Source organism: Kribbella sp. VKM Ac-2568 (assembly GCF_004345365.1).
Lineage (GTDB): Bacteria > Actinomycetota > Actinomycetes > Propionibacteriales > Kribbellaceae > Kribbella > Kribbella orskensis.
Map to the genome: position 1 here is coordinate 18,778 of NZ_SLVF01000017.1, position 22,127 is coordinate 40,904.

Consider the following 22,127-nt stretch of genomic DNA (forward strand, 5'->3'; position numbering starts at 1 on the left):
CCGGCTACCTTCCCGGTGCTCGCGGACGCGGCCTGCCGGCGGCGTCGGGATCGCGGAGGGAGAGATACGCGGTACGGCGGGAGTTGGCCCGGGTGGCGCTGGCGCGCGCGGGCAGCGGCGACGAGAGCGGACGCTGCGCCGCCGTACGGGAGACCTGGAGCACCGCGAACAGAACGGCCGCCGCCGTGAGAACGGCGACGGCCAGCAGACCGGAGTCTGGTCCGAGGGCAGGGATCGCCAGCGTCCAGACGCCGGCGAGTGCCCTGCCCATCAAGACCCGATCAGTCCAGGTAGTCCCGCAGCACCTGCGAGCGGGACGGGTGCCGCAGCTTCGACATCGTCTTCGACTCGATCTGGCGGATCCGCTCGCGCGTCACGCCGTACACCTTGCCGATCTCGTCCAGCGTCTTCGGCTGGCCGTCGGTCAGGCCGAAGCGCATCGAGACGACGCCGGCCTCCCGCTCTGACAGCGTGTCCAGTACCGCGTGCAACTGCTCCTGCAGCAGGGTGAACGAGACGGCCTCGGCCGGCACGATCGCCTCGGAGTCCTCGATCAGGTCGCCGAACTCGGAGTCGCCGTCCTCACCCAGCGGGGTGTGCAGGGAGATCGGCTCGCGGCCGTACTTCTGCACCTCGATGACCTTCTCCGGGGTCATGTCGAGCTCCTTGGCGAGCTCTTCCGGAGTGGGTTCGCGGCCGAGGTCCTGCAGCATCTGGCGCTGCACCCGGGCGAGCTTGTTGATGACCTCGACCATGTGCACCGGAATACGGATGGTGCGGGCCTGGTCGGCCATCGCGCGGGTGATCGCCTGCCGGATCCACCAGGTCGCGTAGGTGGAGAACTTGTAGCCCTTGGTGTAGTCGAACTTCTCGACCGCACGGATCAGACCGAGGTTGCCCTCCTGGATCAGGTCCAGGAACAGCATGCCGCGGCCGGTGTAGCGCTTGGCCAGCGAGACGACGAGTCGCAGGTTGGCCTCGAGGAGGTGGTTCTTGGCGCGGCGGCCGTCCTCCGAGATCCACTCGTACTCGTCCTTGACCTTGTCCTTCAGCTTGGTCGCCTCGTCGCCGATCTGCTCCTCGGCGAACAGGCCGGCCTCGATCCGCTTCGCGAGCTCGACCTCCTGCTCGGCGTTCAGCAGCGGGACCTTGCCGATCTGCTTCAGGTAGTCCTTCACCGGGTCGGCGGTGGCACCGGCGACCATCACCTGCTGCTCGGGCTCGTCGGTCTCGTCTGCCTCGGAGACGATGAAGCCCTGGTCCTCGGTGAGCTCCTTCTCCAGCGGCTTCACCGCGTCCGGCGAGAAGTCCGCCTCGTCGACTTCGTCCAGAGCGCGCGGCTTACCGGTCTTCGGGTCGATGGACAGACCCGCCTCGGACACGGCCTTCTTCGCCGGCGTCTTCTTCGCGGCGACCTTCTTCGCGGGGATACCGTCCTCCTTGGTGGACCTAGCGGCAGCCTTCTTGGCCGCAGTCGGGACAGCCTTCTTCACGGGTGCCTTCTTGGCGGCAGGGTCGGACACTCTGGCGCTGGTCCTCGGGGCCGTACTGCGGGCGGTGGCGGCCACGGCCCGGACGGACTCGGCGGGAAGGTTCTCGGACGAGCTGGACGACACGAATTACCTCTCGTCTGACGATTCAGTCTGCAGGGTTCTGTACAGCGGTACTGCGGTGCGTTGGTGCTGAGGTGCTGCGTTCTTGCCTGGATTGTGCTTCGATGTCTGCGGCTGCTCGCTGGTCAGGCGGCGGCAACACTACATTGTAATCCGCGGCCCAAGGCCGATCGCCGCGCGACCCCCGGAACGGCGTGCCACCACCGGTACCAGACCGTTGTCGGGACTGGTACCGGCGCCGCCACGATCAAATCTTCAACTGTTCCTGGTCTGCCGCAACGGCCGGGCGACCACCCGTTTCTCGACCTGTTGCTCCTGTTTGAACTGCCTCACCCTCACCAGCGAAGCCACGTCGATCACGTCCGCCACCGACTTGTACGCGCCGTCCTCCCCGTACGGCTCGGACGCCTCACGCCAGCCACGCGGCCTGACCTTGAGCTGCTTACCCAGCAGTGCGACGAAGATCTTCGCCTTCTGCGCACCGAACCCGGGCAGTGCGGACAGCCTGGCCAGCAGGTCGTCCCCAGACTTCACATCGGCCCAGACCGCCGAGGCGTTACCGCCGTACTCCTCGTCCAGGTGTTTGGCCAGGGTCTGGATCCGCGCGGCCATCGCGGTCGGGAAGCGGTGGATCGCCGGCGGGCCGGCCACCACCTCGACGAATCCGTCCGGATCGTAGGTGGCGACCGTGGACGGGTCGAAAGGGCCTTCCATCCGTTGCGCGATCGCAACCGGACCGGCGAAGGCACGTTCCATCGGGATCTGCTGGTCGAGGAGCATGCCGACCAGCAGTGCGAACGGGTCCCTGCTCAGCATCTCGTCGGCGTCGGGCTGCTGTGCGAGGCACAGCTTCTTGCTGCGTGTCGAAGTCACCTCAGTCCTCCCCTTCCTCGGCCTTCACGGCCAGCACCGGACACGGAGCGTCGAGCAGCACCCGCTGAGCATTGCTGCCGAGGATGAGCTTGCCGACCGGGGACCTGCGCCGCAGGCCGATCACGATGAACTCCGCGTGCACCTGCTCGGCGACGGCCACCAGGTCCTCCGCCGGATCGAGTCCACGCACCAGCTGCCGCACCTCGTAGGGCACACCGGTCGAGTCGAGCTGCTCCCGTACCTCCGTCAACGCGGCATCACTCGCCGCGGCCTCGTCGCTGTCGAAGCTGCGTCCGCCCCGGTGCGAGTTCACCACCACCAGCTTGGCGTCGCGAAGCGTCGCCTCTTCTGCCGCCCGCCTGAGCGCCGCGCGCCCTTCGGCCTTCGGCACATAACCCACGACGATGGTCGTCATCGACTTGCCTCACCTCCGGGTGTCACTGTCGACCCGTTCCGAACGATACTGCCCTGAACCCGCTCCGGCATCTGTGGAAAAGCACCACCTGTGTCGCGACCGTGACCCTCCGGCAGTTGTGCCCGCAACACGGCCGGGCCGGGGCGGCCGGACCGACCGGTCAGGGGCACTTCGGTTCACGACTCCATACCCGCACAGACACCTTCTAACCTTCGCGAACTCACACCCTTGCAGTGATGGCCCGACCGCGCCACCGGACGCGCCCGGAGCCGGTACGCCGAGGTTCCAACCAGCGCAGGGATCGCCGGATGTTGCTCTAGGCAAGGGAAACTGTTCCGCCCGGCTGACCCCGGTTCCGCCCTTGTCTTACGTTGTCTCCGGAATCGCCCAGGCCGGCGGTCGGGTCCGCCGGCGCCGGACTTACTCGGTTAATCGATGGGCCACTCGTGCACCGGGGTGTTCTCGTGCATGTGCTCGCAGTACCGCCGCAGCATCCCGCGCAGCGCGTCCCGGCGGCTGTGGGATCCCTTGGTGTACAGCCGGTGGAACTCGTCGGCCTGCCAGGAGGCGCCGTTGCGGTGGGTCAGGCAGCGCTGCTCGATGATGCCCATCAGCCGGTCCCGCACCGCCGCGTCGACCCCCCATTCGTCGAGTCCCCGCGATGCCATCGGCAACAGCCGCCGCAGTACCAGCTCGGTCGCTCGGGCCGTACCGACGCCGGGCCAGAACACCTCGGCGTCGATCCCCTGCCGGGCCGCCTCGTGGAAGTTCTCCTCCGCCGCGCTGAACGACATCTGCGACCAGATCGGCCGCTCGTCGTCGGCGAGCGCCCGGACCAGGCCGAAGTAGAAGGCGCCGTTGGCCATCGTGTCGACCACGGTCGGGCCGGCCGGCAGCACCCGGTTCTCCACCCGCAGATGGGGCTTCTCCCGGACAACGTCGTACACGGGCCGGTTCCAGCGATAGATCGTCCCGTTGTGCAGCCGCAGTTCCGAAAGTGCTGGGGTGTCGCCACGATCCAGTACCGCGATCGGATCCTCGTCGGAGGTGACCGGGAGCAGCGCCGGGTAGTAGCGCGAGTTCTCCTCGAACAGGTCGAAGATCGAGGTGATCCAGCGTTCACCGAACCACACCCGCGGCCGGACCCCCTGCGTCTTCAGCTCGTGCGTGCGGGTGTCCGCGGCCTGCTCGAACAACGCGATCCGGGTCTCCCGGTTCAGCTCCTTGCCGAACAGGAACGGCGAGTTCGCCCCGATCGCGAGCTGCACGCCGGAGATCGCCTGCGCCGCGTTCCAGTAGCGCGGGAACGCCTCCGGAGTCACCTGCAGGTGGAACTGCGTCGACGTACAGGCGGCTTCGGGCACGATGCTGTCGGCGGTGACCTGCAGCCGCTCGATCCCGTCGATGGCGATCTGCACGTCCTCGCCGCGAGCCTGGAAGATCTGGTCGTTGAGCAACGCGTACCGCGGGTTGGTGCTGAGCGCCTCGCGGTGGATGTGCTCGGTCAGCAGCGTCGGCAGGATCCCGACCACCACCATCGACGAGCCGGTCCGCGACGCCTTCTCCTCGGCCGCGTTCAGGCTGTCGCGGATCGAGGCCTCCATCGTGTCCAGCCCGGTGCCGTCGATCTGGCCGGGCGGCACGTTGATCTCGATGTTGAACTGGCCCAGCTCGGTCTGGAACGCGTCGTCCTCGATCGCGCTCAGCACCTCGGAGTTCTTGAACGCCGGGTCGTGGTTCTCGTCGACCAGGTTCAGCTCGATCTCGATGCCGGTCATCGGCCGCTCAGCGGCGAAGCGCGCCTCGCGCAGCATCCGCGCGAACGCGTCCAGATTGCGGTGCACCTGGTTGCGGAATGCGGTCCGATCCGCCCGGGTGAACTCGACCCGGTCGACTTCCTCGCCCATTTGCGCCTCCCCTGTCGCCTGCCTGTGGTGCGCTACCTGCCGGTACCTGGCCTCAGTGTGCCTGAACCGTGCCCTTCGTGTGACCTAGCTCGCGTCGCGGCCCACCTACTGGTACGCCGGTGGGCCGCGCGCAGGTCGTCCGAGGGGCTCGACCAGGTCATCCCACGGGATAGACGATGAAGTGGTCGCGCTCGATCCGCGCCGGGGTGTCACCGGCCTGCGCCATCACCTCGGCGAGTTCCGTCAGCACCGCGGGATCCAGCTGCAGCTCGTGCTCACCGGGATGCCGGTCGGCTCCCATCTCGTAGTCGACGCCCGGCTGGTCCGTCATCTCGATGTGGGTACCGAGCACCAGCTCGACCGGATTGCCGTCGGCAACGAACTCGGCCAGCCGAGCCACACTCGCCCGGAACGCGGGCCAGTCGAAGACGTAGAGCCGGCCCGGGTACAGCGAGTCACCCGTCAGCAGCAACCGCGTGGTTCGGTCGTAGAAGGCCAGGTGCGAGGGGTGATGGCCGGGCAGCGGGATCACGTCGAGCACCCGGTCGCCGAGGTCGAACTGCACGATCTGCTCCGGCCAGGACGCGATCCCGAAGTACTCGGCAACCTCTTCGGCGGTCCGCCCGACGACCGAGTCGAACTGGTCGTCGCCGCCGACATGGTCGCCGTGACCGTGCGTGTGCGCGACCACGAGCTCGAGGTCGCGGCCTTTCAGCAACTCGTCGACCACCGAGCGCAGGTCGATATGACCGGTACCGGTGTCGAGCAGGAGAGCGCGTTCGGAACCGAGCAGCAGGTAGATGAACGGGCCCTCGAAGTTCGTGCGCAGCGCCTGGCGGATGATCGCCGTCCGGTCGTCGTACCAGTGCACCTGATGGTCGGGCGCGGTCGACGTGGTGCCGTCGTCCCAGTGCGCCGGGAAGCTAGTCATGGCGTGAATCCTGCCAGGCAGCGCGGGATTGTCGGTGCGGCCGGGGAGACTGTGACAGTGCGTACCGATCCATCCATCCTGCACGTCGACCTGGACGCGTTCTTCGCCGCGGTCGAGCAGCGGGACAAGCCCTCCCTGCGCGGCAAGCCTGTCGTCGTGGGTGGGATCGGCCTGCGCGGCGTCGTGTCGACCGCGTCCTACGAGGCCCGTAAGTATGGCGTGCGCTCGGCGATGTCCACTGCCGAGGCACGCTCGCGCTGCCCGCACGCGGCGTACCTGGGGGCGCGGTTCGACGTCTACCGGGAGACGAGTCAGGCCGTGATGGCGCAGATGCGTGCGCTGTCACCGCTGGTCGAGCCGCTTTCCCTGGACGAGGCGTTCGTCGATCTGGCTGCCGCCGGGTTGAACAACCTGACGGTCGAGGACGTGCAGGCGATCTCGGAAGATCTCAAGGCCGCGATCAAGGAGGCCAGCGGCGGCCTCACCGCTTCGGTCGGAGCCGGCACCTCCAAGCTGATCGCGAAGATCGCGAGCGACCTCGACAAACCCGACGGCGTCGTCGTGGTGCCGGCGGGGACCGAGGCGGAGTTCCTCGCGCCGATGCAGGTGACGGTGATCCCGGGCGTCGGTCCGGCGACCGCCCAACGACTCAGCATGGCCGGCGTGCGGACCGTCGCGGACCTGCAGCAGCTCGACGAGGACGAGCTGATCCGGCACGTGGGTTCGGCCCATGGGTCGAGCCTGCACCGGCTGGCGACGGCCTCGGACGATCGCCCGGTGGTGAGCGACCGGGAGACCAAGTCGATCAGCATCGAGGACACCTTCGAGACCGACATCATCGACCGGTCCTTGCTGGCGGCAATCGGTGACCGGATGGCGCACCGCGTCTCCGAACGCCTGCAGAAGGCCCAGCTGTCCGGCCGGACGGTGACGGTGAAGACGCGGATGCATGACTTCACCACGCACACCCGCTCGTCGACACTGGCCGGGCCGACCGACGACCCCCGGGTGATCGCGCGCGTCGCCCGACGGCTGCTCGAGGACAGCGACATCTCGGGCGGGATCCGGCTGCTCGGCGTAGGAGTCTCCTCGCTGGCCGACTGGATCCAGGACGACCTCTTCACCGAAAGCGAGCACGCAGAGGCTCCGCTCGAGCTCGTCGACCTGCCGGAGCGCCCGCGGGAACGGCAGGTCGGCTACTACCCGGGCCAGGACGTCACCCATCCGGAGTACGGGCAGGGCTGGGTCTGGGGGTCGGGGCGCGGGCGGGTCACGGTGCGGTTCGAGACGGCATCGACGCCGGCCGGACCGGTGCGCACCTTCGCGGTCGACGACCCCGCGCTGACCAAGGTGGTGACGGCCAAACCACCACCGGACGAAGTGGGGGGCGACAAAGACGCGGCGACCGGCCAGGATGGGCCAGATGAATGAGGTCCGCGGTGGCGTGTACCCGTTCTGTCGCTCCTGCACCGCGTCGTCCGTGGCGTGGCGGGCACCCGATCCGAACGGGATGAAGGGCCTCGGCACGCACTTCTACGGGCATCACGACGTCTGCCCGCACTGCAGTTCCTCGGTGCGGACGCTGTACGTCACCTTTCTCTGGGTGCCGATCTCGCGAGTCGGCCGCTATCGCATCATCCGGACCGGCGGCCACAGCTATGTCGGCCGGAAGCTCCTGCAGCACCCGCTGCCGGGCACGGCGCCGACGGAGCAGCCGCCGTCGGAGTTCAAGAACCGTCCCGAGTTGGCCGACGCGACGTACGAGGAAGCGGAAGCGCGCTGGGCGGCGGGCGACTCCGCTGGGGCGCTCCCGCTGTACGAAACTTCGCTGGCCGCTTGCGAGAAGGCGCTGAAGGCGGATGATCCGGCGACGTTGCAGGTCCGGCTCCGGCTGGCGCAGGCGCAGCTCGCGACCGGCGATTACGGTGCGGCGATCGCCTGGTTCGGGCTGATCACGCCTCAGCTGGTCCGGGTGTTCGGCGCGGGCCACGATCTGACCCGGATTGCGATCGAGGGCATCACCAGCGCACAGTCGATTGTCGGTGGACCGCGGGACGAGGCCAAGCTGCTGACGGCCCGACTCGCCAAGCTCGAGCCGGTCCTCGGCCGGACGAATCCCTCGGTACTGCGGACGCGCGGCGCGCTCGGCCGGGCGACGATGTTCGCGGGACAGCTCGTACCGTCGATCCAGATCCTCGAGACGACACTTGCCGACAGCATCGACGCGTTCGGCACGGATCATCCGGACACCAACGTGGCCCGGGGCGCACTGCAGGAAGCGTGCGAGCTGGCGGATTCCAAGAGCAGGAAGGACCGCGAGGCCGCCGCCGGCGCCCGCCGCCGCTGGCTCTGACCTCAGCCGCGGAGGCGGACGGAGAGGCAGGTGACGCAGCCTTCGAGCTTCTCGAACTCGCTGACGTCGACGACGACCGGCGTGTAGCCGAGTTCGCGGAACAGCTCCGCCGACTGCGGCGCCGAAGCCGCCATCAGCAGCCGCCCCTCCCCCAGCAACACCACGTGCGCGCCGGCTTCCTCCGGCACCGCCAGGAACTTAGGGAACGCGCCCGGGTCATCGGTGAGCGGTTCGTAGCCGATCACCGTCCCGTCCGGCAGCGCGGTCACCGCCGACTTCAGGTGCAACACCTTGCGCACAGGTACTGCGATCACCTCGGCCCCGAGTGGTTCCAGGAATCCGCGAAGCTGGTCGATCCCGGCCTGGTTGGTGCGGCCGCCTAGTCCGGCGTACACGGTGCTTCCGATCTTGAGGATGTCGCCGCCGTCGAGCGTGCCGGGCTCGGCGATGTTCGCGATGCGGTAACCCTGCGCAGCCACGGCGCGTTCCGCGTCGGCTGCTTCGGGGCGGCGCTCGTTCGCGCCCGCCCGGGCGATCACGGCCAGGTCGCGGAAGACCACCATCGTGTCCTCGACGAACACTCCGTCAGGGCAGTCGTCCAACGGGGGCACCTCGACACAGGTCCAGCCGGCCTCGGCCAGCGCGTCGACGTACTGCTGCCATTGCTGTGCGGCGAGCTCCACATCGACCGGAACGCGTTCTATATGCGTGATCAGACCTTCGGCCAGACGGGGGCTCGGGCGGCGGATCAGGGCGCGATCGGTGGTCATCAGCGCAGATTAACTGGTTTGGCCGACCGCCACCCGGGTACCGGCGGCACAAGCGGTTTTCCCTGGACGCCGTGGCCTACTTTGGAGGATGAGAGATGCCGAAGATCCTGCAGCACACCGGCGGTGACGCGGTCGAGGTCATCCTCGCCGACCACCGGTGGTTCGAGGAGGCGCTGCGGGAACTGCGTGACGAGACGTCCGACCGGAGCGCGGTACTGGCGGATCTGGCCACCGTGCTGGTCGCGCACGCCGAGGCCGAGGAATCCAAGGTCTATCCGGCGCTGCGGAAGAAGAACGCGATCGACGAGGAAGAGGTCGAGCACTCCGAACACGAGCACGACGAGGGCAACGAAGCGCTGCTCGCGCTGCTGGAGGTCGACGACCCTGCCAGCGAGGAGTTCAGCGAGAAGGAGCACGAGCTCTCGGAAGCGCTCTCCCATCACCTCGACGAAGAAGAGCGCGACGTGCTGAACCCGGCCAGGACCGATGTCGCCGAGGAGATCCGCCGGCAGCTCGGTGCGGAGTTCGCGGCGGAGCGGGCCCGGTTGATCGACGAGGACTGCGGCCGGATCGAGAACGTCCGCCGCATCGTCAAGGAGGCCGGGGCACGCCAGAAGTCCTGAGTCCCACCGGAGTTGTGACCCTGCTCCTTTGAGCACGGGCCAGTCGCCAGAATCGGCGTCAGTGCGGCTGGCCCGTGCCCAAGGAGGCGGGGTCACCTGCTTTGCCTGGACTGCCGGGAACCTAGGGTCTGGTGGGTGAGCCGCCGCTTCCCGTTGCTGGGTTATCCCGCGTACCTGCGGTTCTGGTTGGCGGACGCGGTCTCGATGGTCGGCTCCGCCGTCACCGTGCTCGCGCTGCAGACCGTCGCCGCCCTCACCCTGGGCGCGTCCAACACCGAGCTCGGTCTGCTCCAGTCGGCCCGATGGTTGCCCTATCTCCTCTTCGGTCTGATCGTCGGCGTCTACGTGGACCGGCGCCGACGGCAACCGTTGCTGATCGGCACGGACTTCGCCCGGGCGCTCGTTCTGCTGCTGATACCGATCGCTGCCGAGCTCGACCTGCTCAGTCTGCCGTTGCTGCTCGTGATCGTGTTCGTCTTCGGCGCGTTGTCCCTCGTGTACGACGCGGCGCACCAGTCCTTCCCACCGTCACTGGTGCCGGCACCGCTGCTGACCTCGGCCTACGCCAGGCTCGAGCAGTCGAGCGCCGTGGCGCAGACGGGTGGGCCGGTGCTGGCCGGTGCCCTGGTCAAGCTGCTCGGCGGACCGCTCGCGATCCTGATCGACGCCGCGTCGTATCTCGTGTCGGGAATCCTGCTGGCGACCGTCCGGCCGCTCCAACCTGAAGTTGCCCCGGGCACCGATCAGCCGAGGAACCTGCGCCGGGAGATCCGCGAGGGCCTGTCCTGGGTCTACCGCAACAGCACGCTCGGGCCACTGGCGCTGACCAGTCACCTGTGGTTCTTCTTCCAGGGCGCCTTCACCGCGGTCTACGTGAACTATGTGCTGAAGACCCTGGACATGGGCGCCTTCCTCTTCGGCGTCACCTACGCCTTCAGCGGGATCGGCTCGGTGGTCGGCGCGACGGCGTCCGGCTGGGTCGGTCGCAGGCTGGGGGTGGGACCGGCCATCATCGCGGCCGGCTGGCTGACGCCGATCGCCTATCTGCTGATCCCGCTCGCCGGCGGCGATACGACCGGCTTGGTCCTGCTCTGCGCCGGACAGTTCCTGTTCGGTCTCTCGATCGGTATCGACAGCCCGATCGAGATGGGCTACCGCCAATCGATCACCCCGTCCGCCCTGCTCGGCCGGATGAACGCGACGATGCGGTCGGTGAACCGAGCCGCGATCGTGATCGGCGCTCCGGTCGGCGGCCTGCTCGCGGACTTCTTCGGGCCGCACTGGGCGCTGTGGTTCGTCGTCGTCGGGATGGCGGTCAAGTCGGTCCTGCTGCAACGCTCCGAATTCCGCCACGCTCGTCTCCCCGACGACGACCTCGAGGTCAAGAACTAACCGTCGTCAGAGGGTAATCGTCAGGCCTTCCTCCGCGGCCAGTACTTCGCCGTCGAAGACCGCGCGAGCTTCGGCAACAGAGACAGCACGATCCGAGCCGGGCCAGAAGTGGGTCAACAACAATCGTTTCGCACCGGCGGCACCTGACGCGGCTTCGGTCGCCGTCATCACATAGCGCGGCGTCGTCGGCGGCGATGCCCCCTGCAGAGTCGCGTCGGAGATGTACAGGTCGGTGCCGTTCGCGAGCTTCCCCAGCTCCGGCCCCGGACCGCTGTCGCCCGTGTAGGCGACCGCGAGATCCGGAGCACTCAGCCTGACCCCGAGGTTGGTCACGTAGTGCGGCAAGAGAGCGGTCTCCAGCCGGAACGGCCCGATCTCCCTCGCTGACGCCAGATCCCGTACGTCGAACACCGTCGCCGGATCGGGCCGCGGCTCCAGCGCCCGCAGTACGTCGAGAACGCCGGGCGGGCAGTAGAGCGGTATCGGCGCGGCGTCGGGGGCGAGGTAGTAGCGGACGCGAGCGAGCGCGCTGACATCGACGCAGTGATCCGGGTGGTGGTGCGTCACGATCACCGCGTCGACCTCGCCCTCGGGGCAATGAGTCAGCAGAGCCGGCAACGCGGCGTACCCGAGGTCGAGCACCACCTTGAAGCCGTCGTACTCGAGCAGGAAACCGGCGCACGCTCTCCCCGGCTCGGGCCAAGCGCCACACGAGCCCAGGACGGTCAGCGTCCGCGCGCGTTCCGGTGCGGTCACCGGGTTGCGAACGGCGCGTCGCTGGGGACGATCTCCTTGCCGAGCGGGAGCAGCGAGATCGGGATCAGCTTGAAGTTCGCCAGGCCGAGCGGGATGCCGATGATCGTGACGCACAGGGCGATCCCGGTGACCAGGTGGCCGAGCGCCAGCCACCAGCCCGCGACGATCACCCAGATGATGTTGCCGAGCACCGAACCGGCGCCGGCGCTGGGCTTGTCCACCATGGTCCGGCCGAACGGCCAGAGCGCGTAGTTCGCGATCCGGAACGATGCGATGCCGAACGGGATGGTGATGATCAGGATGCAGCAGATAAGGCCGGCCAGCACGTACCCGAGGGCCAGCCAGAATCCGGCCAGCACCAGCCAGATCAGGTTCAGAATCGTTCTCATACCTGCCAGCCTGCCACCCGGCGGGTGTGTTGCAAGGTCAATCGGGCCACGAGTCCGGGATCATTCCGGGGCAACCAGTGCCCGCCCCTGATCACCTGCACGCCGAGGTGCGGGGCCCACCGCGCCACATCGGTCTGCAGTGGGGTGGTCACGAACGCGTCGCCGTCCGGCGACACCGCCGGCACCGGTACGTCGGTGCGCCGCGGCTCGGGTCGCAGCAACCTCGGTACGACGTTCGCCCGGTACAGGTTGAGTCCATTCACGTCGTACGTGATGACGCGGAAGTGGTCCGTCAGCCTGGCCGCGACCGGGTTCCACAGGGCGGCGTTGTCCGGGTAGCCGTGGACGCAGACGAGCACCGGCGCGGCGGGGTCGCCGTACTCGTAGAGCGCCATCTCCGTTCCGTCCGCCGATCTCACCCGTCGGGGCATCGGTCAGTAGTTCTCGGTGGCGATGGTCCGGAAGGTGATGCCGGCGTCGACCAGGCGCTTGCGGAGGGCCGGTCCCATCGCGGCCGCTGTAGTGACCTGACCGGCGGTCTTCGGGAGATCGTCGAGAGCGAGGGAGAGCGCGCACTCGCTGAGCATCTTCGCGGTCTCGTCGTAGCCCGGGTCCCCGCCGGCGACCTCGGTGATCACTCGCTTGCCGCCACCCGAACCGATGAAGCGCGCCTTGAACCAGGACTTCGCGCGGCGCTCTTCGGACGGACCGTCGCCTGCCTTGATCCTGTTCAGGAGCACCTTGCGGGCCGGCGGTACCTGAGCGGCGACCACCAGCAGACCGAGTCCGGCGATACCTCCGGCGACCATCGGCAACCGCTTCACGGCGGCGTAGTGCGAGTAGCGGAAGTCGGGGCCGTAGTCGTCGAGCAACGAGGCCGAGTACGCGACGACCTGCGGGTCGACGGTCGGAAGTGGGACCGCCCAGAAGCCTTGCAGGCGACGGATCTTGCCGGCGACGAGCTTGACCGAGCGACCCTCGGGACGTGGCTGGGCCCGGCGTCTCGCGCGGTGAGCGTCGAGGTTCTGCTTGCCGCGCGACAAGGCGGTGATCGCGGTCTCGAACGTGCCACCCGAGGGCTTGCCGCCGGCCCGGATCATGCCGTCGACGTGGATGGGGACGTTCTTGGGGAGTTGCTCGACGGTGAACTGGACGCCCAGGTCGTACGGGATCGAGTCGAAGCCGCAGCAGTGGATCAGCCGGGCGCCGGTCTCGATCGCCTTGGCGTGATACGCGACGTACATGCGGTCGACGAACTCCGACTCGCCGGTCAGGTCGAGGTAGTCGGTGCCGGGTTCTGCGCAGGCGGCGACCAGCGGCTCGCCGTACCGGACGTAGGGGCCGACGGTTGTGACGACGATCCGGGCCGACTCGGCGACCGCTTTCAGCGATGCCGGGTCCTCGACGTCTGCGTGGAGGAGATCGACGTCAGCACCGACCTTCTTCTGTATTGCTTCGAGCTTGGCCTTGTTGCGACCCGCCAGTGCCCACCTGAGCTCAGCCGGCGCGTGCTTGGCGAAGTACTCGGCCGTGAGGGCGCCGGTGAAGCCTGTCGCGCCGAAAATCACCACGTCGTACTGGCGGTCCTTCTTGAGGTCATCGGTCATCGCTGGGCCGCCTTCTCGGTGTCGGCGAGGCCGCCGACTCCCGAGGCGCGGGAGGATGCAGCGGCACCGCGGGCCTCGATGTCCGCCAGTGCGGCACGGTCGGCCTTCGGCACGTTGAACCGGGCGCCCAACTCGACCAGGTGCGGCATCAGTGCACGGAACATCTTGAGGGGGCCGATCCAGCCGGGCACGTGCACGACGCGAGAGCGCTTCCTGATGCCCTGATCGAACTTGTCGACCGCGAGTTCCAGCGGATAGACCCGGCTGACCAGCGGTACGCCGGTGCGGACCTTGCCGAAGACCGGATGCTCGTCGACACCGCGGACCATGTCCGTGTCGACGAAGGTCAGGTGCGCGACGCCGACATCCACGCCGAGGTGCTTCAGTTCCGCGCGGAGGCTGTTGCCCATCGCCTCGACGCCGGCCTTGGCCACGTTGTACGACGCCAGGCCGGGGATGTGGACGACAGCGGCCAGCGACGACACCAGCAGGAGGTATCCCTTGCTCTCCAGCAGGTGCGGCAGCGTCACGTGCACCGTGCGCCAGACGCCGTACAGGTCGACGTCGAGAACGCGCTCCCAGACGGCCGGGTCCATGCTCCGGCTGAAGCCCGGTGCGGCGATCCCGGCGTTCGCGACGACGACATCGATCCGCCCGTACTTCTCCATCACCGCCTCGACCGCTGTGCGCAGTGAGTCGGTGTCGGTGACGTCCGCTTCCCACCAGCCGGCCTCCGGACCGCAGTCCTCGGCCACCTTCTTCAGCTCATCAGGCTCGAGCCCGACCAGGGCCAACCTCGCGCCCTCACTCGCCAGCCGCCGGGCAACAGCCGCCCCGATCCCCCGAGACGCCCCGGTAATGAGCACGACCTTGCCAGCCATCGCTACCTCCGCCTGTTGAGTGGGTACTCAACAGTAAGTGCTTATTGAGCCGACACTCAATAGACTCTCCCCATGACCTACGCCTCGTCCGTCCCCCGCGACCCGGAGCCCGGCTCATCCCTGCCGCGCTCCGGCGAGATGCAGGTCGGCACCCCCGAGGCAGGTGTCGGCGAGGCGGGTGTCGGCGAGGCGGGCGGCGGGCAGCGCGCGGGGCGGTTGCGGCCGGAGGAGCGGCGGACGCAGATCCTGCAGGCCGCGCGGCGGGTGCTGGAGGCGGATCCGCATCGGGAACCGAGCGTCGAGGTCGTTGCCGCCGAGGCGGGCGTGTCTCCTGCTCTGCTCTTCCACTACTTCGGCTCCAAGAAGAAGTTCCAGTACGCCGTGATCGAGGCGGCCGCCGCCGAGGTGATGTTGCGGACCGCGCCGGATCTTTCGCTGCCGCCCGACGAGCAACTTCGCAGCGGGATCAGGGCGTTCGTCCGCGCCGTTCTGGAAGCACCTCAGCTGTATCGGGCGACTCTTCTCATGTCGGCGGCCGGCGATCCCGAAGTACGGGCTCTGCATTCCGAGCTTCGGCAGGTGTTCAGCCGGTGGGTGATCGCCGCGGTCGCGCAGCGCGGGATCGAGGTCACGCCGCTGGTCGAGCTCGCCTGCTACGGCTGGCAGGGATACGTCGAGCAGACGCTGCTCACCTGGATCGACAGTCCCACGGTCTCCCCTGCCGAGCTGGAACACCTCTGCGAACACTCTCTGGACGCCATTCTGTCGACCGCTCGACCCGACTAGCCCTTAGATGGCTCCCACTCGTTCATGGCCGTGAGTGCCTGGAGGGCGAACTGCGCGATCAGGTCGGCGTTCTCATTGCCGATGGCATCGAGCAGGCGTTGGTCGGCGGCTTTCAGTACTGCGCGGCCGTGGTCGAGCAGGACCTGCCCGGAGGGTGTCACCTGGAGGTCCGCCGTGCGACCGCGTCCGGGGGCGGTCAGCCGCTCGACGGCGCCGATCTCCTGCAACTGGAGCAGCGTGGACTGCATGCTCTGGGCGGTGATGCCGTCGCGCCGCGCGAGCTCGCTGTACGACAGCCCGGGCTGGTGAGCCAGATGCCCGAGCGCGGACAGATGCCGCAGCGACAACCCTCGATTGCGCAGCTCGGCATCAGTCTTCTCCCGCACCTGACGCCCGAGCATCATCAGCAGCAACGCCGGACTGATCGCCGCCGACCTGCCGTTCGCCGCCTCGGAATCCGCCGGCTTGTCGTTCGCCGCGCCGGAGTCCGCGTTCTCTTCCACCGTCACGCGCTCATCATCCCAGCAGGCTCGTGCGGCCCGGTTTCAGTTGGACTGAAACTGGAGTTATAGTCTGACTGAAACTGCCTCCGGAGGAGCTGGAGCTCACCTCTGATGAACAAGGTTCTTCTCAGCGTGCACGTCCTGGCCGCGATCATCTTCGTCGGCCCGGTCACCGTCGCCGCGAGCATGTTCCCGCCGATCGCCCGCCGCTCCCTCACCGCCGGCACCGAGAACGCCGGGACCGTGGTCGCCGGGACCGGGGATGTCGGGGTCCTCCGCGTGCTGCACCGGATCAGCCGCGGGTATGCGATCGGTGGTCTGACGGTGCCGGTCTTCGGCCTCGCCGTGGGCGCCGGACTCGGAGTACTGGGTGACTACTGGCTGATCATCTCGATGGTGCTCACGCTCGCGGCAGCCGGCGTACTCGCCTTCATCGTGCTCCCTGGCCAGAGCCGGATCCTCGCGGCCGCCACCGGCTCACAAGAGCAGCGAGCCGAATCCCTCCCCCAGGCCAAGGCTCTCTCGATGACCACCGGGATCTTCGCGCTCCTCTGGGCCGTCGTGGTCGTCCTGATGATCGTCCGCCCCGGCTCCACCACCGGAGCCTGAGATGACCAATCTGACCGTCCTCAAACTCGCGGCCGCCGCAGAAGCCATCACCGTCACCCTGCTCTTCGCGAACCTCCTGACCGTGCACTGGCCGGCTGCGTCATCAGCGCTCGGCCCGACGCACGGTACGGCGTACCTGGTGACCGTCGTGACCGCGCTGACGGCAGCCAACGCGCCGGCGAAGGCCAAGTGGCTCTCCTTCGTCCCAGCAGTCGGCGGCTATCTCGCCTTGCGTGTCCTCCGCTCGTACGTCCCCGCCGTACAGGCAGCGGGCGAACGCTAGGGTTCTTGCGTGTTGAAGGTCGCGACTGTGAATGTGAACGGGGTACGGGCTGCTTATCGCCGCGGAATGGCGGCGTGGCTCGAGGAGACCGATCCGGACCTGCTGCTGATGCAGGAGGTGCGCGCGACCGACGAGGTACTCCGTGACCACCTGGGCGGCGACTGGCACCTGGCCCACGCGGAACCGGCGATCGAGGGCAGCAAGGGCCGCGCAGGTGTGGCCGTCGCGAGCCGGAGGCCGATCAAGGCGGAGCGCGCCGAGATCGGTCCGGAGCGGTTCGCCGGTTCGGGCCGTTGGGTCGAGGCGACCGTCGTGCTCGACGACGGGTCCACTCTCACGGCGGTCAGCACCTACGTCTTCACCGGCGAGTTCGAGACGCCGCCGCGCCAGGCCGAGAAGTACGCCTTCCTGGACGCGATCACCACCCGGCTGACCGAACTGCGCGCCGATGGCCGGCACGTCCTGCTGTGCGGCGACCTCAACGTCGCCCACCACGAGGTCGACCTGAAGGCGTGGAAAGCGAACCGCAAGAAGAGCGGATTCCTGCCCGAGGAACGCGCCTGGATGGACCGCCTGTTCGAGGCCGGCTGGGTCGATCTCGGCCGCCGCTTCGGCGGCGAGGGGCCCGGTCCGTACTCCTGGTGGTCCTGGCGCGGCAAGGCCTTCGACAACGACGCCGGCTGGCGGATCGACTACCAGATCGCCTCGCCCGAACTCGCGGATTCAGCCACCGGCTGCGAGATCCACCGAGCTCCGACGTACGCCGACCGCTGGAGCGACCACGCCCCCGTCGTCGCGACGTACGGGCTCTGAGGACCACCGCAGTCGATCTCTGTGGAATACCGCAGTACGGCGGGACGGCGGCGCGGGTAGTCTCGCGGCATGTCCGAGTTGAATCCCCCAGTTGCCGCCCGTAAGCCGATCGAACGCACCCACCACGGAGACGTCTTCGTCGACGACTACGAGTGGTTGCGGGACAAGTCGAGCGACGAGGTGCTCGACTACCTGCGCGCCGAGAACGACTACACCGAGAAGCGCACCGCGCACCTCGAGTCGTTGCGCGAGGCAATCTTTTCCGAGATCTCGGACCGCACCCTGCAGACCGACCTGAGCGTGCCCGCCCGGCGCGGCGGGTTCTGGTACTACACCCGCACGGTCGAGGGGAAGCAGTACGCGATCAGCTGCCGGGTGAAGGTGGACGGCGACGAGCCGCCCGCGACCGACGGCGAGATCCCCGGCGAAGAGGTGATGCTGGACGGGAACGAGGTGGCCGGTGACTCCGAGTTCTTCTCGCTCGGCACCGTCGACGTCTCCCCCGACAGCAGGCTGCTCGCCTACTCGGTGGACCTGACCGGCGACGAGCGGTTCACCTTGCGGATCAAGGATCTGAGCACGGGCGAACTGCTCCCCGACGAACTGCCGGGCGTGCACTACGGCTCGGCCTGGTCCGGCGACGGCTCGACGATCTTCTACACGAAGGTCGACGACGCCTGGCGGCCGTACCAGGTCTGGCGGCACGCCCTCGGCAGCAGCACCGACGACGACGTGCTGGTGATGGAGGAGACCGACGAGCGGTTCTGGGTCGGCGTCGACCTGACCCGCAACGAGCAGGCCATCCAGATCTCCCTCGGCAGCAAGCTCACCAGCGAGGTCTGGCTGCTCGACGCGCAGGACCCGACCGGCGAACCCGTCGTCGTCGCACCCCGGCGCGAGGGCGTCGAGTACGACGTCGAGCATGCGGGCGATCAGTTGCTGATCGTGCACAACGCGGACGCCGCGAACTTCTCCCTGGCGACCGCGCCGCTGGACTCTCCCGGCGACTGGACCACCATGATCGAGGGCGACGATTCGAGCCGGCTGCTCGGCGTGGACGCGTTCGCGGACCACGTGATCCTGTTCCGCCGCCGGGACGCGCTCACCGAGCTCGCGGTGATGCGCCGGGAGTCGGGCGACCCCGAGAGCGCTGCCTTCGGTTCTCCCGAGGTGCTGGGCTTCGACGAGCCGATCTACACCGTCTCCCCCGGCCGCAACGACGAGTGGCAGGACACCCGGTACCGGTTCAGCTACACCTCGCTCGTGACGCCCTCGACGACGTACGACGTGGACATCGCGACGGGTGAGCGCCGCCTGCTGAAGCAGCAACCCGTACTGGGTGGCGTCGACCTCGGCGCGTACACGCAGTACCGGGAGTGGGCGACCGCTGCCGACGGCACCCAGGTGCCGATCTCGTTGGTGGCGCGCAAGGACGTGGCGAAGGACGGGAACGCGCCGGTCGTGCTCTACGGCTACGGGTCGTACGAGAGCTCGATGGACCCGTGGTTCTCGATCGCGCGGCTGTCGCTGCTCGACCGGGGCGTGGTGTTCGCGATCGCTCATGTGCGCGGCGGTGGCGAGCTCGGCCGGCACTGGTACGACGACGGCAAGATGCTGACCAAGCGCAACTCCTTCACCGACTTCATCGCGGCGGCCGAGCACCTGGTCAAGGAAGGCTGGACCCGGCCCGAGCGGATCGTCGCCCAGGGCGGCAGCGCGGGCGGCCTGCTGATGGGCGCGGTGGCGAACCTGGCGCCGCGGGCCTTCGGCGGGATCGTGGCCGAGGTGCCGTTCGTGGACGCGCTGACGACGATCCTGGACCCGTCCCTGCCGCTGACGGTGATCGAGTGGGAGGAGTGGGGCAACCCGCTGGAGGACCCCGAGGTCTACGGGTACATGAAGTCCTACGCGCCGTACGAGAACGTGACGGCGCAGGAGTACCCGCGGATCCTGGCGATCACCAGCCTGAACGACACCCGCGTCTTCTACGTCGAGCCGGCCAAGTGGGTGGCGAAGCTCCGGGCCACCGCGGCGGGCGACGTCGACGTGCTGCTGAAGACCGAGATGGAGGCCGGCCACGGCGGCCGCAGCGGCCGGTACGACGCCTGGCGTGAGCTCGCGTTCACCCTCGCCTGGGAGCTCGACACCCTCGGCCTCACCTGACCTACCCCTGGATCCGCACCTTCGGACCCGGAGCACCCCTGGACCCGCAGTACCGCGCTCTCCCCGACCGGTGAGCCTGGTGCTGCGGGTCCTGCCGTTGGTGGGGTTCTGGTCGCTGGGTTCGGAACACGTTGCCCTGCGCAAATCGGGAAAACCGACGGGCGGTGACGCAAGGTGGCGGGCGTCGTTTGCCGGGGAAGGTGCGGGGTACCTGGTGCGTTGCATGTGGTGAGTGAGATTGATGGTGTGTCCTGCAACACAATCCGTGGCGGTCCGTGGCGACTTGGGAAGGCCATTCCCGCCGCTCAGGTGAATCGCCTGAGAAGTGTTGCCGGGGCCTTTGGACGGCGAAAAGCCTGCAGATCAAGCCGATCGTGCTCGCGGCGCCTGGAGAGCGCGCAGAAGCGGTCCGGTCGGCGGATTCAAAGCTGGTTTGCCGGTGAACGGCGGTGCCGGGAAATCTCAGGGAACGTTCAGGCTGTTTACACACTCATCGTGGAATCTTGAACCTCACTCGAGCGTTGCTCTCCATGTAACGACGAAGGGAGTTTCGGTGGCTCGCATGGCTCGTGTCCGTTCCACGGACGACGGTATCGACGGTAAGGACAGCGTCGGTCTCTACCTGGAAGAGATCGCTCGCACTCCTTTGCTGACCGCTGAAGAAGAAGTCGAGCTCGCTGAGACGGTCGAGGCAGGTCTCCTCGCGGAGCAACTGCTGGCCGAGGGGCGGGTTGGACGCAAGAAGGGCGGGGCGCCCAAATATGCCACGGAGGAAGAGCTGCAGTGGCTGGCCGAAGAGGGCCAGCGCGCGCAGCAGCGGTTCGTGACCGCCAACCTCCGGCTGGTGGTATCGATCGCCCGCCGCTACGGACGTTCCCAGATGCCGCTGCTGGACCTGGTCCAGGAGGGCAACACGGGACTGATCCGCGCGGTGGAGAAGTTCGACTACCGCAAGGGGTTCAAGTTCTCGACGTACGCCACCTGGTGGGTGCGTCAGGCCATCACGCGAGGGATCGCGCAGCAGGCCCGGGTGGTCCGGCTGCCGGTGCACGTGGTGGAGCAGCTGAACCAGATCGGCTCGGCGCGGCGCACGCTGGAGCGCAAGCTCGGGCGGGAGCCGGAGATCGACGAGATCGCGGCAGAGCTGGACCTGGAAGTGGAGCGGGTCACCGACCTGATCCGGATCGGCCGGGACCACATCAGCCTGGACAACCCGATCGACGACGAGGGTGAGACCTCGCTGGGCGACCTGATCGCGGCCGAGACCGCGCCGGGCCCCGACCAGCTGGTCGCCGACGCGTCGGACCGCTCGGGCCTGTTCAGCCTGGTCGACCAGCTCGACCCGCGGTCGGCGGACGTGATCCGGCGCCGCTACGGGCTGCACGACGGCCGCCAGGCCAAGCTCGCCGACATCGGCGCGGTCCACGGGATCTCGGCCGAGCGGGTCCGCCAGATCGAGCGCGAAGCGCTCGGCCGGCTCCGCCTCCTCGCCGACCCCACACTGGCCGCCTAACTCCGAGCCCAGCAGCCAGCCAAACCCCCACCCAGGACCCCCGAGCCGCCCTCCCGGCCGGGGGTCCTGCTCATGCCCAGAACCCCCGGCGCCACCAGACCCCGGGGGTTCTGCACGTCTCCATCCCGCAACTACCTGGAGCTAACGACCACCACCCCAGGACGCCCACACCCACGCCGCCAGCTTGCAGGCGTACGGCGTACGCAGTGTGGGTGGGGTTAGGCGGGGGTGTTCCAGGTGTCTATCAGGGGTGGGAGGTCGGCCAGGTGGGTGATGGTGGCGTCGGGGGTGCCTTCGGTGTGGCCTATCTGATGGGGTGGGATAGCGCTGTGGGGGATGTGGGCGGCTCGCATGCCGACGTTCTGGGCGCCCCAGACGTCGTCGAAGAGGCGGTCGCCGACGAACAGGCAGCGGGCCGGGTCCGTGGCGCCGGTGGCTCGCATCGCGGCCAGGAACGCCTCCGGGTGCGGCTTGGTCCAGGGGACCTCGCTGGTGTAGACGGCGCCGTCGATCAGTTCGAGCACGCCGTCGCGGGCGAAGATGTCCTCGTGGCGTTGCCGGGACCAGATGGTGTTCGACAGCACGCCGATCTTCAGACCGCGCTCGCGCAGGTCCGTCAGGGTCTGGATCGCGTCCGGCTCGAGCTCGGTGTGCGGATGCCAACGACGCTCGTACTCCGCGAGGGCCGCCGGCGTCATCACCACCTCGGCCAGCAGGCAGACGTCTTCCAGGGTGCTGCTGACGTGGTCGTCCCGCGATCGCGCCCAGGCGGTCTCCTCGGCCTGGACCAGCCGCGCGGCAAGGTCGTCCGCCCGCTCCTCGTCGATGAGCTCCGCCACGGACCGCCACACGGAGTACAGGTCGATGTCGTGCCAGGTGGCCAGGGTGCCGCCCCAGTCGAAGAGGACGGCCTCGATCGGTTCAGTCTTCACGTTCGTCACGGCGCC

At 68.4% G+C, this 22,127-nt stretch carries 24 protein-coding genes; 10 read left to right on the forward strand and 14 right to left on the reverse strand.

Going from position 1 to position 22,127, the window contains the following annotated elements; all coding sequences use genetic code 11:
- Positions 1-4: 4 nt before the first annotated feature.
- The 6 genes from EV648_RS36695 to EV648_RS36720 form a co-directional block, all read right to left on the reverse strand.
- Positions 5-271, reverse strand: coding sequence for a DUF6412 domain-containing protein (locus EV648_RS36695; protein ID WP_132300129.1), 267 nt, complete (start codon positions 269-271; stop codon positions 5-7).
- Between the two features lie 10 nt (positions 272-281).
- Positions 282-1,616: an RNA polymerase sigma factor gene (locus tag EV648_RS36700; RefSeq protein ID WP_132300131.1), complete on the reverse strand. Its 1,335-nt coding sequence runs from the start codon at positions 1,614-1,616 to the stop codon at positions 282-284.
- Between the two features lie 252 nt (positions 1,617-1,868).
- The gene (locus EV648_RS36705) at positions 1,869-2,486 is read right to left on the reverse strand and encodes an HhH-GPD-type base excision DNA repair protein (RefSeq protein ID WP_132300133.1); all 618 of its coding nucleotides are present in this window, start codon (positions 2,484-2,486) and stop codon (positions 1,869-1,871) included.
- Between the two features lies 1 nt (position 2,487).
- Positions 2,488-2,901, reverse strand: coding sequence for a universal stress protein (locus EV648_RS36710; RefSeq protein WP_131337975.1), 414 nt, complete (start codon positions 2,899-2,901; stop codon positions 2,488-2,490).
- A 428-nt stretch (positions 2,902-3,329) separates the two neighbouring features.
- Positions 3,330-4,808 (reverse strand): glutamate--cysteine ligase, encoded by a 1,479-nt coding sequence (locus EV648_RS36715; RefSeq protein ID WP_132300135.1) that lies wholly within the window; start codon positions 4,806-4,808, stop codon positions 3,330-3,332.
- Positions 4,809-4,965: 157 nt separating this feature from the next.
- Positions 4,966-5,739 (reverse strand): MBL fold metallo-hydrolase, encoded by a 774-nt coding sequence (locus tag EV648_RS36720; RefSeq protein WP_132300137.1) that lies wholly within the window; start codon positions 5,737-5,739, stop codon positions 4,966-4,968.
- Between the two features lie 57 nt (positions 5,740-5,796).
- On the opposite strand from EV648_RS36720, the gene EV648_RS36725 reads away from it, so the two are divergent.
- Positions 5,797-7,170: a DNA polymerase IV gene (locus tag EV648_RS36725; protein WP_241995963.1), complete on the forward strand. Its 1,374-nt coding sequence runs from the start codon at positions 5,797-5,799 to the stop codon at positions 7,168-7,170.
- On the forward strand, positions 7,163-8,092 hold the full coding sequence (locus EV648_RS36730; RefSeq protein ID WP_158294173.1) for a tetratricopeptide repeat protein: 930 nt from the start codon (positions 7,163-7,165) through the stop codon (positions 8,090-8,092). Before EV648_RS36725 ends, EV648_RS36730 begins: the two co-directional genes overlap by 8 nt.
- 2 nt (positions 8,093-8,094) lie before the next feature.
- On the opposite strand, the gene ddaH is transcribed toward EV648_RS36730, so the two are convergent.
- Positions 8,095-8,862 (reverse strand): dimethylargininase, encoded by a 768-nt coding sequence (gene ddaH / locus EV648_RS36735; RefSeq protein WP_132300141.1) that lies wholly within the window; start codon positions 8,860-8,862, stop codon positions 8,095-8,097.
- Positions 8,863-8,957: 95 nt separating this feature from the next.
- Here ddaH and EV648_RS36740 point away from each other — a divergent pair, with 95 nt between their 5' ends.
- Positions 8,958-9,485, forward strand: a complete 528-nt coding sequence (locus EV648_RS36740) for a hemerythrin domain-containing protein (RefSeq protein WP_132300143.1) — start codon at positions 8,958-8,960, stop codon at positions 9,483-9,485.
- 135 nt (positions 9,486-9,620) lie between these two features.
- Positions 9,621-10,877 carry an MFS transporter gene (locus EV648_RS36745; RefSeq protein WP_199235031.1) on the forward strand — a complete coding sequence of 419 codons (1,257 nt, stop codon included), beginning with the start codon at positions 9,621-9,623 and terminating at the stop codon, positions 10,875-10,877.
- 6 nt (positions 10,878-10,883) lie between these two features.
- On the opposite strand, the gene EV648_RS36750 is transcribed toward EV648_RS36745, so the two are convergent.
- From EV648_RS36750 to EV648_RS36770, 5 genes are read right to left on the reverse strand one after another with little or no spacing between them, the layout of a single operon-like run.
- A complete protein-coding gene (locus EV648_RS36750; protein ID WP_199235032.1) occupies positions 10,884-11,633 on the reverse strand; it encodes an MBL fold metallo-hydrolase in 750 nt (249 codons plus the stop codon).
- Positions 11,630-12,022 carry a YccF domain-containing protein gene (locus EV648_RS36755; protein WP_132192260.1) on the reverse strand — a complete coding sequence of 131 codons (393 nt, stop codon included), beginning with the start codon at positions 12,020-12,022 and terminating at the stop codon, positions 11,630-11,632. Before EV648_RS36755 ends, EV648_RS36750 begins: the two co-directional genes overlap by 4 nt.
- A complete protein-coding gene (locus tag EV648_RS36760) occupies positions 12,019-12,417 on the reverse strand; it encodes a hypothetical protein (protein ID WP_241995965.1) in 399 nt (132 codons plus the stop codon). Before EV648_RS36760 ends, EV648_RS36755 begins: the two co-directional genes overlap by 4 nt.
- Positions 12,418-12,456: 39 nt before the next feature.
- A complete protein-coding gene (locus EV648_RS36765; protein WP_132300147.1) occupies positions 12,457-13,629 on the reverse strand; it encodes a trans-acting enoyl reductase family protein in 1,173 nt (390 codons plus the stop codon).
- Complete coding sequence (locus EV648_RS36770) at positions 13,626-14,510, reverse strand: SDR family oxidoreductase (RefSeq protein ID WP_132300149.1); 885 nt, start codon at positions 14,508-14,510, stop codon at positions 13,626-13,628. Before EV648_RS36770 ends, EV648_RS36765 begins: the two co-directional genes overlap by 4 nt.
- 72 nt (positions 14,511-14,582) lie before the next feature.
- Between EV648_RS36770 and EV648_RS36775 the strand changes: the two genes are divergently transcribed.
- Positions 14,583-15,296 carry a TetR/AcrR family transcriptional regulator gene (locus EV648_RS36775; RefSeq protein WP_241995967.1) on the forward strand — a complete coding sequence of 238 codons (714 nt, stop codon included), beginning with the start codon at positions 14,583-14,585 and terminating at the stop codon, positions 15,294-15,296.
- On the opposite strand, the gene EV648_RS36780 is transcribed toward EV648_RS36775, so the two are convergent.
- Complete coding sequence (locus tag EV648_RS36780; protein ID WP_241995969.1) at positions 15,293-15,805, reverse strand: MarR family winged helix-turn-helix transcriptional regulator; 513 nt, start codon at positions 15,803-15,805, stop codon at positions 15,293-15,295. The two genes, EV648_RS36775 and EV648_RS36780, sit on opposite strands and share 4 nt — an antisense overlap.
- Positions 15,806-15,910: 105 nt before the next feature.
- Here EV648_RS36780 and EV648_RS36785 point away from each other — a divergent pair, with 105 nt between their 5' ends.
- The 5 genes from EV648_RS36785 (at position 15,911) to EV648_RS36805 (ending at position 21,180) form a co-directional block, all read left to right on the forward strand.
- Entirely contained in the window at positions 15,911-16,408 is a 498-nt protein-coding gene (locus EV648_RS36785) for a hypothetical protein (protein ID WP_132300151.1), read from the forward strand.
- Position 16,409: 1 nt separating this feature from the next.
- Complete coding sequence (locus EV648_RS36790) at positions 16,410-16,691, forward strand: hypothetical protein (RefSeq protein ID WP_132300153.1); 282 nt, start codon at positions 16,410-16,412, stop codon at positions 16,689-16,691.
- A gap of 9 nt (positions 16,692-16,700) precedes the next feature.
- The gene (locus tag EV648_RS36795; RefSeq protein WP_132300155.1) at positions 16,701-17,504 is read left to right on the forward strand and encodes an exodeoxyribonuclease III; all 804 of its coding nucleotides are present in this window, start codon (positions 16,701-16,703) and stop codon (positions 17,502-17,504) included.
- 69 nt (positions 17,505-17,573) lie between these two features.
- Positions 17,574-19,667: a S9 family peptidase gene (locus tag EV648_RS36800; protein ID WP_132300157.1), complete on the forward strand. Its 2,094-nt coding sequence runs from the start codon at positions 17,574-17,576 to the stop codon at positions 19,665-19,667.
- Between the two features lie 553 nt (positions 19,668-20,220).
- Positions 20,221-21,180, forward strand: coding sequence for an RNA polymerase sigma factor RpoD/SigA (locus tag EV648_RS36805; protein WP_132192267.1), 960 nt, complete (start codon positions 20,221-20,223; stop codon positions 21,178-21,180).
- Between the two features lie 218 nt (positions 21,181-21,398).
- Here the strand turns inward: EV648_RS36805 and EV648_RS36810 are convergent, their stop codons facing one another.
- Entirely contained in the window at positions 21,399-22,121 is a 723-nt protein-coding gene (locus EV648_RS36810; RefSeq protein ID WP_132300159.1) for an HAD family hydrolase, read from the reverse strand.
- Between the last annotated feature and the right edge of the window lie 6 nt (positions 22,122-22,127).

Excerpts from the sequence above, each read along its gene's own strand:
- EV648_RS36695 (WP_132300129.1), bottom strand. The coding sequence starts at position 271 with ATGGGCAGGGCACTCGCCGGCGTCTGGACGCTGGCGATCCCTGCCCTC.
- EV648_RS36710 (WP_131337975.1), bottom strand. The coding sequence starts at position 2,901 with ATGACGACCATCGTCGTGGGTTATGTGCCGAAGGCCGAAGGGCGCGCG.
- EV648_RS36715 (WP_132300135.1), bottom strand. The coding sequence starts at position 4,808 with ATGGGCGAGGAAGTCGACCGGGTCGAGTTCACCCGGGCGGATCGGACC.
- EV648_RS36720 (WP_132300137.1), bottom strand. The coding sequence starts at position 5,739 with ATGACTAGCTTCCCGGCGCACTGGGACGACGGCACCACGTCGACCGCG.
- EV648_RS36730 (WP_158294173.1), top strand. The coding sequence starts at position 7,163 with ATGAATGAGGTCCGCGGTGGCGTGTACCCGTTCTGTCGCTCCTGCACC.
- ddaH (WP_132300141.1), bottom strand. The coding sequence starts at position 8,862 with ATGACCACCGATCGCGCCCTGATCCGCCGCCCGAGCCCCCGTCTGGCC.
- EV648_RS36740 (WP_132300143.1), top strand. The coding sequence starts at position 8,958 with ATGCCGAAGATCCTGCAGCACACCGGCGGTGACGCGGTCGAGGTCATC.
- EV648_RS36755 (WP_132192260.1), bottom strand. The coding sequence starts at position 12,022 with ATGAGAACGATTCTGAACCTGATCTGGCTGGTGCTGGCCGGATTCTGG.
- EV648_RS36760 (WP_241995965.1), bottom strand. The coding sequence starts at position 12,417 with ATGGCGCTCTACGAGTACGGCGACCCCGCCGCGCCGGTGCTCGTCTGC.
- EV648_RS36765 (WP_132300147.1), bottom strand. The coding sequence starts at position 13,629 with ATGACCGATGACCTCAAGAAGGACCGCCAGTACGACGTGGTGATTTTC.
- EV648_RS36770 (WP_132300149.1), bottom strand. The coding sequence starts at position 14,510 with ATGGCTGGCAAGGTCGTGCTCATTACCGGGGCGTCTCGGGGGATCGGG.
- EV648_RS36775 (WP_241995967.1), top strand. The coding sequence starts at position 14,583 with ATGACCTACGCCTCGTCCGTCCCCCGCGACCCGGAGCCCGGCTCATCC.
- EV648_RS36785 (WP_132300151.1), top strand. The coding sequence starts at position 15,911 with ATGAACAAGGTTCTTCTCAGCGTGCACGTCCTGGCCGCGATCATCTTC.
- EV648_RS36790 (WP_132300153.1), top strand. The coding sequence starts at position 16,410 with ATGACCAATCTGACCGTCCTCAAACTCGCGGCCGCCGCAGAAGCCATC.
- EV648_RS36800 (WP_132300157.1), top strand. The coding sequence starts at position 17,574 with ATGTCCGAGTTGAATCCCCCAGTTGCCGCCCGTAAGCCGATCGAACGC.